General features: G+C 68.5%; 11 protein-coding genes. 6 read left to right on the top strand and 5 right to left on the bottom strand.

The annotated features are described in order from the left end of the window. Window positions 1-105: 105 nt before the first annotated feature. From H0X95_RS14640 to H0X95_RS14655, 4 genes are all read right to left on the bottom strand, one after another. Entirely contained in the window at window positions 106-2,934 is a 2,829-nt protein-coding gene (locus H0X95_RS14640) for an ATP-dependent Clp protease ATP-binding subunit (RefSeq protein WP_059723907.1), read from the bottom strand. A 547-nt stretch (window positions 2,935-3,481) separates the two neighbouring features. After that, the gene (locus H0X95_RS14645; RefSeq protein ID WP_006498399.1) at window positions 3,482-3,751 is read right to left on the bottom strand and encodes a hypothetical protein; all 270 of its coding nucleotides are present in this window, start codon (window positions 3,749-3,751) and stop codon (window positions 3,482-3,484) included. 104 nt (window positions 3,752-3,855) lie between these two features. Continuing rightward, complete coding sequence (locus H0X95_RS14650) at window positions 3,856-4,671, bottom strand: family 1 encapsulin nanocompartment shell protein (RefSeq protein ID WP_006498398.1); 816 nt, start codon at window positions 4,669-4,671, stop codon at window positions 3,856-3,858. Continuing rightward, window positions 4,664-5,743 carry a Dyp-type peroxidase gene (locus H0X95_RS14655; protein ID WP_059723909.1) on the bottom strand — a complete coding sequence of 360 codons (1,080 nt, stop codon included), beginning with the start codon at window positions 5,741-5,743 and terminating at the stop codon, window positions 4,664-4,666. The genes H0X95_RS14650 and H0X95_RS14655 overlap by 8 nt, the downstream gene beginning before the upstream one ends. A 414-nt stretch (window positions 5,744-6,157) precedes the next feature. Between H0X95_RS14655 and H0X95_RS14660 the strand changes: the two genes are divergently transcribed. The 5 genes from H0X95_RS14660 to H0X95_RS14680 all read left to right on the top strand — a co-directional run bounded on the left by H0X95_RS14660 (window position 6,158) and on the right by H0X95_RS14680 (window position 9,617). Then, window positions 6,158-6,535 (top strand): LysR family transcriptional regulator, encoded by a 378-nt coding sequence (locus H0X95_RS14660; RefSeq protein ID WP_034204043.1) that lies wholly within the window; start codon window positions 6,158-6,160, stop codon window positions 6,533-6,535. Then, window positions 6,532-6,984 (top strand): phosphate-starvation-inducible protein PsiE, encoded by a 453-nt coding sequence (locus H0X95_RS14665; RefSeq protein WP_006498395.1) that lies wholly within the window; start codon window positions 6,532-6,534, stop codon window positions 6,982-6,984. Before H0X95_RS14660 ends, H0X95_RS14665 begins: the two co-directional genes overlap by 4 nt. A gap of 87 nt (window positions 6,985-7,071) precedes the next feature. Beyond that, window positions 7,072-7,527, top strand: a complete 456-nt coding sequence (locus H0X95_RS14670) for a DUF1269 domain-containing protein (RefSeq protein WP_048989244.1) — start codon at window positions 7,072-7,074, stop codon at window positions 7,525-7,527. Between the two features lie 35 nt (window positions 7,528-7,562). Beyond that, on the top strand, window positions 7,563-7,811 hold the full coding sequence (locus H0X95_RS14675; protein WP_006498393.1) for a hypothetical protein: 249 nt from the start codon (window positions 7,563-7,565) through the stop codon (window positions 7,809-7,811). Between the two features lie 381 nt (window positions 7,812-8,192). Next, on the top strand, window positions 8,193-9,617 hold the full coding sequence (locus H0X95_RS14680) for an aminotransferase-like domain-containing protein (RefSeq protein WP_034203651.1): 1,425 nt from the start codon (window positions 8,193-8,195) through the stop codon (window positions 9,615-9,617). Window positions 9,618-9,644: 27 nt separating this feature from the next. Here the strand turns inward: H0X95_RS14680 and H0X95_RS14685 are convergent, their stop codons facing one another. Continuing rightward, window positions 9,645-10,805 carry an NAD-dependent formate dehydrogenase gene (locus H0X95_RS14685; RefSeq protein ID WP_059722841.1) on the bottom strand — a complete coding sequence of 387 codons (1,161 nt, stop codon included), beginning with the start codon at window positions 10,803-10,805 and terminating at the stop codon, window positions 9,645-9,647. A 232-nt stretch (window positions 10,806-11,037) separates the two neighbouring features. Between H0X95_RS14685 and H0X95_RS14690 the strand changes: the two genes are divergently transcribed. Further along, a complete protein-coding gene (locus tag H0X95_RS14690) occupies window positions 11,038-12,567 on the top strand; it encodes an FAD-dependent oxidoreductase (RefSeq protein WP_059722844.1) in 1,530 nt (509 codons plus the stop codon). The last annotated feature ends 25 nt before the right edge of the window (window positions 12,568-12,592 follow it).

The following is a 12,592-nucleotide window of genomic DNA, read 5'->3' on the forward strand; positions in this document are numbered from 1 at the left end:
GGCCCGGTGCGGGTGGCTCGGTTGCGCCGTGTCGCGGCGTGGGGCGGCTCCGTCCGGCGGACGGAGCCGGTCATGCATGCCCCGGGTTGCAGGGCATGCGTTGTTTTAGTGTGCGTCCTTTTTCGCGCCGGACGACTTCTTGCCGGGCTTCGCCGCGGGCGGCGGAGCGTCGGCGGGCGTGTCGTCCTGCTTCGCGTCTGCTGCTGCCTTGGCGGCCTTGCCGTTGGGTTTGGCCTTGCCGTCGGCGTCCGGCTTCGCGTCCTTCGCTTCCGGTGCCGCGAGCGTGTTGAACTTCACTTCGTCGCTGTTCTTGTCGTAGTCGACCTCGCACTTGTCGCCCGACTTCAGCCGGTCGGCGAGGATCTCCTTCGCGAGCCGCGTCTCGATCGTCTGGCGGATCTGGCGCTTCAGCTCGCGCGCGCCGAATTCCGGCTGGTAGCCGACTTCGGTCAGATGGTCGACGAGCGAGTCGCCCATCACGAGCGTGATGTCCTGCGCGGCGGCCGTGCGCACCACGCGGTCGAGCTGGATCTGCACGATCGAGCGGATGTTGTCCTTCGACAGCGCGTGGAAGACGATCACCTCGTCGATCCGGTTCAGGAACTCGGGACGGAAGTGCCCCTTGAGCACCTGCATCAGTTCCTCGCGGATCGCCTTGTCGGTCTTGCGCGCGGCTTCCGGCTGCGTGAGGTTGTCCATGATGATCGCCGCGCCGAGGTTGCTGGTCGCGATGATGATCGTGTTGCTGAAATCGACCACGCGGCCCTTGCCGTCGGTGAGACGCCCGTCGTCGAACACCTGCAGCAGCACGTTGTAGACGTCCGGATGCGCCTTCTCGATCTCGTCGAGCAGGATCACGCTGTACGGGCGGCGCCGCACACGCTCGGTGAGCTGGCCGCCTTCGTCGTAGCCGACGTAGCCGGGCGGCGCGCCGATCAGCCGCGCGACCGCGTGGCGCTCCATGTATTCGGACATGTCGATGCGGATGATCGCCTGCTCGTCGCCGAACACGGTCTCGGCCAGTGCTTTCGCGAGCTCGGTCTTGCCGACGCCCGTCGGCCCGAGGAACAGGAACGTCGCGATCGGCCGATGGGTCTGGCCGAGCCCCGCGCGCGACAGCCGCACGGCATCGCTGACGGCGACCACCGCATCGCTCTGGCCGACCACGCGTTCGCGCAGTTGCTCCTCCATCTTCAGCAGCTTCTGGCGTTCTTCCTGCGTGAGTTCGGACACGGGGATGCCGGTCAGCCGCGACACGACCTCGGCCACCGATTCGACGGTCACCTCGAGCGTCTCCGAGCCGGTCTTGCGCTGCCACGCCTCCATCATCTCGTCGACGGCCTTCTGCTTCGCGTTGATCTGCTCCTCGAACTGCTTCGCTTCGTCGAAGCGCTTGCGCGAGGTCGCATAGTCCTGCTCGCGCTTCAGTTGCGCGATCTGCGCTTCGCCTTCCTGGATGTCGACCGGGCGCGACGTCGCGCCGATCCGCACGCGTGCGGCCGCCTGGTCGATCAGGTCGATCGCCTTGTCGGGCAGGAAGCGCGACGTGATGTAGCGGTCGGCGAATTCGGCGGCCGCGACGAACGCGTCGTCGGCGAACGTCACCTGGTGGTGCGCCTCGAGGCTGTCGCGCAGCCCGCGCAGGATCACGATCGTCTGCTCGACGCTCGGCTCGGGCACGAACACGGGTTGGAAACGGCGTTCGAGCGCGGCGTCCTTCTCGATGTACTTCTGGTATTCGTTGAGTGTCGTCGCGCCGATCAGGCTCAGCTCGCCGCGCGCGAGCGCGGGCTTCAGCACGTTCGCGATGTCGAGGCCGCCTTCGCCGCCGCCCTGGCCCGCGCCGACGATCGTGTGCAGCTCGTCGATGAACAGGATCAGTTCGTCCTGCTTCGCGGTCACTTCGTCGATCAGCTGCTTCGCGCGTTCCTCGAATTCGCCGCGATACTTCGCGCCGGCCACCATCGAGTTGATGTTGACCTCGACGAGCCGCTTGTCGCGCAGCACTTCCGGCACGTCGCCGTTGACGATCCGCTGCGCGAGGCCTTCGACGATCGCCGTCTTGCCGACGCCCGGCTCGCCGATCAGCACCGGGTTGTTCTTCTTGCGGCGCGCGAGCACCTCGATCGTGCTCTCGATTTCCTGCGCGCGGCCGAGCACCGGGTCGAGCTTGCCCTGGCGCGCGATCGCGGTCAGGTCGCGGCCGAACTTGTCGAGGTTCGGCGTGCCGGTCGGCGCATCGACGCGGCCGTCCTCCGCGCCCTTGCCGACCACCTTCACGACCTTCTGGCGCAGCGCCTCGGGCGTCACGCCGTATTTCTTCAGCAGCGTGCCGGCGACGCTGTCCGGCACCGACGCGAGCCCGATCAGCAGATGCTCGGGGCCGATGTACGAGTGGCCGAGATCGCGCGACGCCTGGAACGCGTACTGCACGGCCTTTTTCACGCGCGGCGAGATCGACAGCTTGTCGAGCGGCGCATCGGGGTCGGCCGTGCCGGTGTGCGCGTGCTCGTCGATGTACGCGCGGATGTCCTGCGGCGACAGCTTCAGTTCCTTCAGCAGCGCGGCGCAGACGTCGGTGTCCGCGAGCGCGTACAGCAGGTGCTCGGAATCGAGTTCGCTGCGACGCAGTTCATGCGCCTTCTCGGCCGCGCGCTGCAGCAGTTCGAGCGTCTGTTCGCTGAACGCGTCGGTCGGGTCGACCGATTCGCGCGGAATCTCGGCGGCGAGCGGCGATTCGTCGCCGAGCCCGCCGAACAGCGACGGGCCGCCACCGCCCAGCAGCGAATCGAACGGATTCAGCATGCTTTGATGCCGCATCAACTGACGGAAGTGGTAGTCGCAGATCGAGATCGTCTTGCGCTCGCCGTCCTGCATCACGGTTGCGCGCGCGACGGCCGGCCGGGCGTGACAGATATCGCAAAGTGCGGGCATGGTGGTCTGGCTCCTGTCGGTGAAGGTGGGTCGAAGGGTGAAGCCCGATGCGGTGCGGCGCCCGCGCGTTCCGACCGCGCACGCACGACGCGCACGACACGCATCGCGGCGGCGCGCGTGCGGCACCAGTGCGTTCGCGCGGCGCGCGCCGGCGTGGCGCACGGTCGCGGTCGGGGCGGGAAGCGCGAGTGCTGCGAGGAGCCCACGGCATCGCTTCGACTGCGTTCAAAATAGCGAATCGGCACGGGCCATCCAAGACACAGTTCCATGCCGGGCCGGCCGTGAATTGCACCCTCACATGCGCGCGCGATCCGGCGACAAGGAGTACAGAGGGGCAAGCGCGCCGCGGCGCGGGCGTGCGCGGCGCATGCGGCCTGCGGTGGAAGGGAACGGGAAGGGGCGGCGCGCGAACGACGCGCGGTGCGGGCGCGCGGCGGTTACGGCCGGCTCCGCACGCACCGCAGCCGATGCGTGGCGGGGGGCCGGCGAAGGCGAGGACGGGTTGCACGGGATGCGCCGGACATCGCGCAACCGTCGCGAACCGCGATCAGTCCGACAGGTTCATCGCGAGCCGTTGCCGGGCGATTTGCTTCACGTCGGACGAGAGTGCCGCATTCGGCAGACCATTGGCCCAGACGGAGAACGAATCCTCGATCAGGTTGCGCGTGTCGGGCGGCAGTTCGGCCAGCATCAGCGACACGACGGTAAACAGCACGGCGGTGTCGCCGGCCTGGCTGCCTGCGTTCGCGTCGACCGTCTGCTTCAAGGAAGCGACGGACGCCTGCAGCGCCTGTAATGCGTCATTCGATTCGCTCATGACATCCTCCATGCAAGATGGGCTGGATCGGCGACGAGCCTGCGGCCGGCGGTGCGGCCGTCGCGCGCGACGCCCGGCCGGGCATCGCGCGCGGGCAACCGCGCTCAGGCGGCCGCGTTGCCCTGCGGAGCCACGGCCACCGATGCTTCGCTCGTCAGCATCAGGAACGTGAAGGTCTCGCGCAGGTACAGGCGAACGCTCTTGTCGGTGTGGCTCGTGTAGCCGATCGACACGTCTTCCCCGAGGTGCAGCTCGTAGTCGCCGCCGCGCGTGGACAGCACGCAGCCGCCGCTGATCGCCGGCGCCCAGATGATCTCGCCGCTGACGATGCGTTTGATATGGCCGAGGACCGGATAGCCCTGGTCGCGCGCTTCGCTGAGCGCGGTGTACGCGTCCGAACCGAGCACGACCGAGTACGGGCCGTCGACGCCGGCGAGGCGCAGCGCTTCGAGTGCGTCGCTGATCGCGTCCGGGTATGCGCCGACGTCCGCCGGCAGCGTGAGCCGGCGGTTCGACGTGCCTTCGCGGATGCCGACGATGCCGGCTGCCGGGTAGCCGTCGAAGATTGCGTTGTCTTCGGCGAATGCGAGCCGCTGCGCGGCTTCCTTCGCCGGCTGCCAGTCGGCGTCGCGCGCGCCGCGCTCGACGCTGTCGATCGCGTCGCGGCTCAGCTCGAACGGCACCGTCAGCTCGACGATGGTGCGTACTTCGCGCAACCGTGCGTTCACGTGCTCGCGCGGCGCGGCGACGTCGAGCAGGTGCCCGGTGCCGACGGCCGACAGTTCGGGGCCCTCGGGGCCGTCGACGTCGACGACGCGGCGGCCGGCCACCGAGCGCTTGAAGGTGCGCGCCACTTCCTCCTCGATTTGTTCCCAGGCGGACGACGAGATCGGAGCGAGTTCGCGGTGCAGGTTATTCATAGGTCGGGGTTCCTTTCAGCGAGCCGATGTTCAGCGAGCCGTCGCGACGCGGGGCGGAAGGCGCGGACGGCGTGGATTCCGTTTGGATGGCTTCGGCGGGCGGCGCCGGGCGGTCGGCGAGCGCTTCGAGCAGGTCGGCCGACGGCACGAAGAACAGCGAGCCGGTGACCGCGCGGCTGTAGTCCAGCAGGCGGTCGTAGTTGCCGGGCGGCCGGCCGACGAACATGTTCTCGAGCATCTGCTCGATCGGCGCCGGCGAGCGCGCATAGCCGATGAAATAAGTGCCGAATTCGCCGGCGCCCGGGCGCCCGAATGGCATGTTGTCGCGCAGGATCTTCACTTCCTGGCCGTCCTCGTCGAGCGTGGTCAGCGAGCTGTGCGAGCACGACGGCTTCACGTCCGGCGGGAGTTCGATGTCGGACAACTTGGTCCGGCCGATGATGCGCTCCTGCGTCTCGACCGCGAGCGCGTTCCAGCCGGCCATGTCGTGCAGGTACTTCTGCACGAGCACGTAGCTGCCGCCCGCGAATTCGGCGTCTTCGTCGCCGATCACCGTGAAGTCGACCGCCTCGCGGCCTTCCGGGTTCTCGGTGCCGTCGACGAAGCCGATCATCGCGCGCTGGTCGAAATTGCGGAAGCCGTGCACCTCGTCGACGACCGTGACCGCGTCGCCGAGCGCGCCGAGCAGTTGCGTCGCGAGTTCGAAGCACAGGTCCATCGCTTCGGCGCGGATGTGCAGCAGGATGTCGCCGGGCGTCGCGACCGCGACGCGCTGGCCGGCGCCGAATTCCCGGAACGGACGCAGCGACGCGGGGCGCGGCTCGCCGAACAGCGCATCCCATGCGTCGGAGCCGAAGCCGCACACGCAGGTGAGATTGCCGCCCGGCACGCGCTTGCCGACCGAGCGCACCAGCGCGGCGATGTCGCCGCACCACGAACGGATCGTGTCGGCGTGATCGGCGCCGGGATTGATCGTCGCCACGAGAAAGATCGCGCTGCGCGTGATCGTGCTGTGAACGGCCTGGGAGAGCGGGGGAGGAGTGGTCTGCATCGCGGCCTGCCGGTCAGTCATGTCGGGACGGACGGGCCGCGGCAGCCGCGGCGCGCGAAGGCGAACGGTTGAACTGTGTCATGCGACGGTTCTCTTTGTGACATCCGGATGAAGGACGTTGCGCGGGCATCGCGCAACGGGCCGCAGCGGCGGCGGCCGGCTCCCGGCGCGACGGGGAGGCGGACGGGGTGGCCGCGCGTTCGCCCGGCGCGTGGGGCTGCCCGCACCGCGTAACGTCGTCGAGCATGCAATCTAGCAGCTTCGGCGGGTCTTTGGAACACGTATCGACGATCTGTCATTCGAATGGGTCAAACCGGGCCGGATTTTGTGCGGCGCCCGCGCAGCTGTACTCCTGGCGCGCGCGGCGCTGTGCTCTTGAGCGTGCGTGTCGCGTGCAGTAGATTAGGTTCGCTCCGCTCGACGACGGCCATCATGATGAACCTTTTGGAAGCGATGCGTATTTTCGGTGCAATCGTCGAGCACGGCGGGCTGTCCGGCGCGGCGTCCGATCTGAAGCTCGACGTCGCGCAGGTCGGCGCGCGGCTCGACGGCCTCGAACGCTATCTCGGCTGCCGGTTGTTGCTGGAGCGCGCGGGCGACGATGTCGTCTGCACCGAGGCCGGCGTCGCGTTTTACGCGTGTTGCCGGCGCACGCTGTCCGCGGTCGCGCAGGCGACCGGCGCGAGCGGAGCAGAGGCGTGCGCAACGGGTTCCCGTTCGCCCGTCGCGGGCTTTCCGTTGCCCGAGACCCCCCGTTGCGGCGACGGAGCATCGATCGCCGCGCCCACGACACTACACCGGCTCACACCTTGAATACGTCCACTGCATCCGCCGATACGGCCGCCGAGCGCATCCGTCGCCGCTTCGGCCATTTCCTTCACGCGGCCGAGCTGGCCGGGCTGGTCGTGATCGGGCTGGCGACTGCGTTCGCGATGACGCAGGAAGCGTGGAAGGTCGTGCTCGCGGGCGAAGTGTCGCTGACCGACCTGCTGTTGATGTTCCTGTATCTGGAAGTGCTCGCGATGGACCTGCGCTACCTGCGGCTCGGCCGGTTGCCGGTGCGGTTTCCGCTGTTCATCGCGATGACGTCGCTCGCGCGCGACCTGATCCTGCGCGGCGCGACCGACAGCCCCGAGCGCATGCTGATGACGACCTTCGGGATCGTGCTGCTCGCGGTCGGCGTGCTGATCCTGAGCTTCGGCCAGCATCGCTTTCCGGCGGACGTCGACGATGTCGAGGACGACGTGCATGCTCGCAAGTAACGCGGCCCGGGCGGCATTCGAAGCGAACCCCGGCGCGTCGTGCGCGGTGCGGCGGTTCCCCCACCATTCAATCAAGCGAGGTGTCGCATGACCAGGCAATTGATCGTCGCCGTGTTCGGCAGCGTCGAGACGGCTCGTCAGGCTGCGAACGATTTCGACGCGCTGTCGGAGAAGAACGAAGGATTCCACATCGAGAACGGCGTCGTCGTCGAGAAGGACGCGAACGGCAAGCTCGCGGTGCTCGACGCCGAATCGCGGCCGTTCAAGGGCGGGGTGATCGGCGCGATCGCGGGCGGCTTGCTCGGCCTGCTCGCCGGGCCGCTCGGCGTGGTGACCGGCATGGCGGCCGGCGCGGGCGCCGGCATTCTCGCGCAGGCGGCCGGCAACGCGCTGCTCGACGGCACGTTCGTCGAGACGGTCGCGGCGCGGCTCGTGCCCGGCAGCGTCGCGGTCATTCTCGAAGCGAGGGAGGACACGCCGTTCTCGGTCGACAACGTCGTGACGGGATTCGGCGGCAAGGTGTTTCGCCAGACGCTCGACTGAGCCCACCCCTTTTCGAACCGAGCCGGGAGAACCGCATGCGCATCGATCAATCGTACCGCCGCTTCGACATCGCGGCGACGCTATCGCCGCTGCCCGGCAACCGCGCGATCGCGAGCGTCGACGTGACGACCGACGATCCGGGCCGCCTCGCCGATCTCGGCACGAGCCAGTTCCTGCAGATCCGCAAGTGGCTCGAGTCGAACGACGTCGCGCTGCTGACGGTGGTGTTCGACGAGTGCAAGGTCGCGATCGACCACTACGCGGACAACGTCGACGACGCGTGAGGGCGAGCGGGCCCGCGCATGGCCGGGCTGCGCTTCACCGCCGCTCCCTCTGCTACCGCAATACATCGTGACGTGCGCCGGACGAACGGCTGCCGTGCGATCGCGCGCGGCCGCGCCGTCGCCTTCGCATCATCTGTTCACCACGCCGGCCGGATTTGACGTTTCCCCGCCAAACTGTCACTTACATTCGCCGAAATGACGCAGTAGGATGCCGAACCTTGTCTTGATGAGATTCGCATTGCTATCCGCCTTCAATTTCGGTAACGGACGAGGTTCGAACCGGGACACCCGCACCCGGCGACGGCTATCCGGCTTCGTGCGTCGGCGCGGCCGCGCCGCCCATGCGGCGCAGGCCGGTTCATCGCTCGCGGGGCGAGGCGGATGAAGCTCTACGAGAAATTTGCGAACGACGTAGAGCGACTCATTCGGCAAGGGGTATATCGACACGGCGACCGTGTGCCGTCGGTGCGGCAGGCGAGCCAGCAGCACCGGATCAGCATCACGACGGTGCTGCATGCGTATCTGCTGCTGGAAAGCCGCGGGCTGCTCGAAAGCCGGCCGCAGTCGGGCTATTTCGTGAACCTGCGGCGCGACGACAGCCACGCACCGGTGCGCGAGCTGCGGCCGTCGAAGCCGATCGCGATCTCGTCGTCGGTGGACGTGAGCCGGCTCGTGCTGTCGACGCTGCGCTCGATCGGCACGGACGACGCGGTGCCGCTCGGCTCGCCGTATCCGGACCCGAGCCTGTTCCCGTTCGAGAAGCTGAACCGCTACGCGTACGCGGCCGGCCGCGACAAGTCGCTGTGGGGCGTGACCGACGGGCTGCCGCCGGGCCATCCGCGGCTGATCCGGCAGATCGCGCGGCGCTACCTGGAAAACGGGATGTCGGTGGACCCGAACGAGATCATCGTGACGGTCGGCGCGACGGAGGCGATCAACCTGTGCCTGCAGGCGGTCGCGAAGCCGGGGGACACGATCGCGGTGGAATCGCCGACGTTCTACGCGATGCTGCACGCGATCGAGCGGATGGGGATGAAGGCGATCGAGGTGGCCACGCATCCGGAATACGGAATCGACATCGCGGCGCTGGCCGCGATCGCGAAATCGCAGCCGATCGCCGCGTGCATGGTGATGCCGAACTTCCAGAACCCGCTGGGTTTCCAGATGCCGGACGAGCGCAAGCGCGAACTGGTGGCGCTCGCAACGAAAGCGGACCTGCCGATCATCGAGAACGGCGTGTACAACGAACTGTATTTCGGCAACATGCATCCGAGCACGCTGAAATCGTTCGACCGCCAAGGCATCGTGCTGCATTGCGCGTCGTTCTCGAAGAGCCTGACGGCCGCGTACCGGATCGGCTGGGCGCTGCCGGGCCGCTACCGCGAACAGGTCGAGAAGCTGAAGTTCCTGAATACGCTGGCGACGCCGTCGTTGCCGCAACTGGCGATCGCGGAGTTTCTCGAACGCGACGGCTACGAGCATCACCTGCGGCGGATTCGCAAGGCCTATGCACAGCAGGCGAACCTGATGCGCGCGATGGTGTCGCGGTTCTTTCCGGAAGGCACGCGCATTTCGAGCCCGGCGGGCGGCTACGTGCTGTGGATCGAGCTGCCGGTGCAGGTCGATGCGATGCGGCTGTATCAGCTCGCGCTGGAGCAGGGGATCACGATCGGGCCGGGCTACATGTTCTCGATCGCGGACAGCTACCGGAATTTCATCCGCCTGAACTACAGCAGCCCGTGGTCGCCGGAGATCGAGCGCGCGGTCGTCACCGTCGGCAAGCTCGCCGCATCCTGCCTCGACTGACCGCGCGGCCGAACGCGGCGCGCGGCGTCACGTCAGCCGGTACGATTGCGCGCCCGTGCCGGCGAGCGTGCCGCCGTCGACGATCAGGTATTCGTTGCGGATCGGCTTGCCGTCGAACCAGCATTGCAGGATCTCCAGCGTGCCGGCCGCATAGCGCGCCTGCGCCGACAACGACGTGCCCGAGATGTGCGGCGTCATCCCGTTGAACGGCATCGTACGCCACGGATGATCGGCCGGCGCCGGCTGCGGAAACCACACGTCGCCGCCGTAGCCGGCGAGATGGCCGGACGTGACGGCATTCACCACGGCATCGCGGTCGACCAGTTTCGCGCGTGCGGTGTTGATCAGGTACGCGCCGCGCTTCATCCGCGCGATCATCGCCGCGTCGAACAGCCGCTCGGTGGACGGGTACAGCGGAATCTGCAGGTTGACGATATCGACGGCGCTCACGAGCGACGCCGCATCGGCGTGATACGTGAGCGCGAGCGCCTGCTCGATCGACGCATCGAGCCGATGGCGCTGCGTGTAGTGCAGATGCAGGCCGAACGGTTGCAGCCGGCGCAGCACCGCGAGGCCGATGCGCCCCGCGCCGACCGTGCCGAAATGCATCCCTTCGACGTCGTAGCTGCGCGCCACGCAGTCGGCGATGTTCCAGCCGCCCTGCTGCGCGATCGCATGCGACGGCAGGTAGTTGCGCACCAGCGCGAGCGTCGTCATCACCACGTGCTCGGCGACGCTGATGCTGTTCGAGCCGGTGACTTCGGCAACGGTGATGTGCGCGCGTGCGGCCGCATCCAGGTCGACGTGATCGGAGCCGATGCCGGCCGTCAGCGCGAGCTTCAGCTTCGGCGCGCGGGCGATCCGTTCGGCGCTCAGGTACGCGGGCCAGAACGGCTGCGAAATCACCACGTCCGCTTCGGGCAGCCGGCGCTCGAATTCGGAGTCGGGGCCGTCCTTGTCGCTCGTGACGATCAGCGTGTGGCCGTGCGCTTCCATATAGCCGCGCAAGCCGAGCGCGCCGGACACCGAGCCGACGAGCTCGCCGGGCCGGAAGCCAAGCGGGCCGGCCGGTGTCGGCGCGGTCTGGCCGTCCGCGTAGTGCGTGACGACCGGGATCGCGTCGCGCACGTAGCGCGGCGGATAGCCGTCGACGGGATCGGGGTAGAGCACGCACAGGACGGTGGCCATCGGGTAGTGCTCCTTTGACGGGTGAAGGCGGCACGCGGCTTGCGCGGGTCGCGTCGTGCGCCTCGCAGGCGGCCGCCGTGTTGCGCCGCAACGTTGATCACGTTCTACGCCGGTCATGGATCGCGTACAAGCTACAGTCCGGGTTTGCGTGCGCTGCGGGGCGTCTGTACCTGTTCTTTTCAGGAGGGATGTCGATAATGGGATCGTTACCTGACTTTTCGGGAGCCACGTCATGACTGGAAGCGATGCGTCCTCACGCCCCGACCTCACGCAGGGGGTCGCGCTCGACGATCTCGCCGACGGCGCGATGATCGAGGGCCATGTCGGCGACGCGGCGGTGCTGCTCGTGCGTCGCGGCGACGAGCTGTTCGCGGTGGGCGCGCAATGCCCGCACTATGGCGGCCCGCTGGCCGAGGGCCTGCTGGTCGGCGACACGATTCGCTGTCCGTGGCATCACGCGGCGTTCTGCCTGCGCACCGGTGAGATGGAGCGCGCGCCGGCGCTCGACGGGCTGCCGTGCTGGCGCGTCGAGCGGCGCGACGGCCGCGCGGTCGTCGTCGATGCGCGGCCGGCCGCCGTGCCGCCCGCGCTGAAGGCAACCGGGCTGCCCGCGTCGGTCGTGATCGTCGGAGGCGGCGCCGCTGCGATCGCGGCGGCCGTGACGCTGCGGCAGGAAGGCTATCCGCACGCGATCACGCTGCTGAGCGCCGATGCCGATCCGCCGTACGACCGGCCGAATCTGTCGAAGGATTACCTCGCGGGCACGGCGCAAGCCGACTGGCTGCCGCTGCGCGCGCCGTCGTTCTATGCCGAGCAGCGGATCGACGTGCGCTGCAATACGCGGGTCACGCGCATCGATCCCGCGCAGCGGTCGGTCGAGCTGGCCGACGGCGGCCGGGTCGACTACGGCGCGCTGCTGCTCGCGACCGGCGCCGAGCCGAACAAGCTGAACGTGCCCGGCGCCGATCTGCCGCACGTGTGTACGTTGCGCTCTCGCGCCGATTGCGATGTGCTGATCGCGAAGCTGAAAACCGCGCGCCGCTGCGTGGTGGTCGGCGCGAGCTTCATCGGGCTCGAAGCGGCCGCTGCGTTGCGCACGCGCGGGCTCGACGTGCACGTCGTCGCGCCCGATCCGCATCCGATGGGCCGCGTGCTCGGCGATGCGCTCGGCGACACGATCAAGGCGCTGCACGAAGCGCACGGCGTGGTGTTCCATCTCGGCGCGACGCCCGCGCGGATCGGGCCGGACAGCGTGACGCTGTCGAGCGGCGACGTGCTGCCGGCCGACGTCGTGCTGGTGGGTATCGGCGTGCATCCGAACGTCGAACTTGCGCAGGACGCCGGGCTCGCGGTCGAACGCGGCGTGACGGTCGACCGCTTCCTGCAGACGAGTGCGCCCGGCATCTATGCGGCCGGCGATATCGCGCGCTGGCCCGATCCGCTGACGGGCCAGCGGATTCGCGTCGAGCACTGGGTCGTCGCCGAGCGGCAGGGCATCGTCGCGGCGCGCAACCTGCTCGGCCAGCAGCGGCCGTTCGACGCGGTGCCGTTTTTCTGGAGCCAGCATTACGACCTGACGCTCCGCTATGTCGGGCATGCGGAGCAATGGGAGCGCGTCGAGATCGAGGGCGACCTCGGCGCGCACGACTGCTCGATCGCGTACTGGCGCGGCAACACGCGGCTCGCGGTCGTGACGATCGCTCGCGATCTCGACAACCTGAAGGCCGAAGCGGCGCTCGAGCGGCAGATGACGCCCGCATGAAAGCAGCAAGACGACACCTGCCGAA

The organism is Burkholderia sp. 9779_493, assembly GCF_015712215.1.
In the GTDB taxonomy this organism is placed as follows: domain Bacteria; phylum Pseudomonadota; class Gammaproteobacteria; order Burkholderiales; family Burkholderiaceae; genus Burkholderia; species Burkholderia cenocepacia.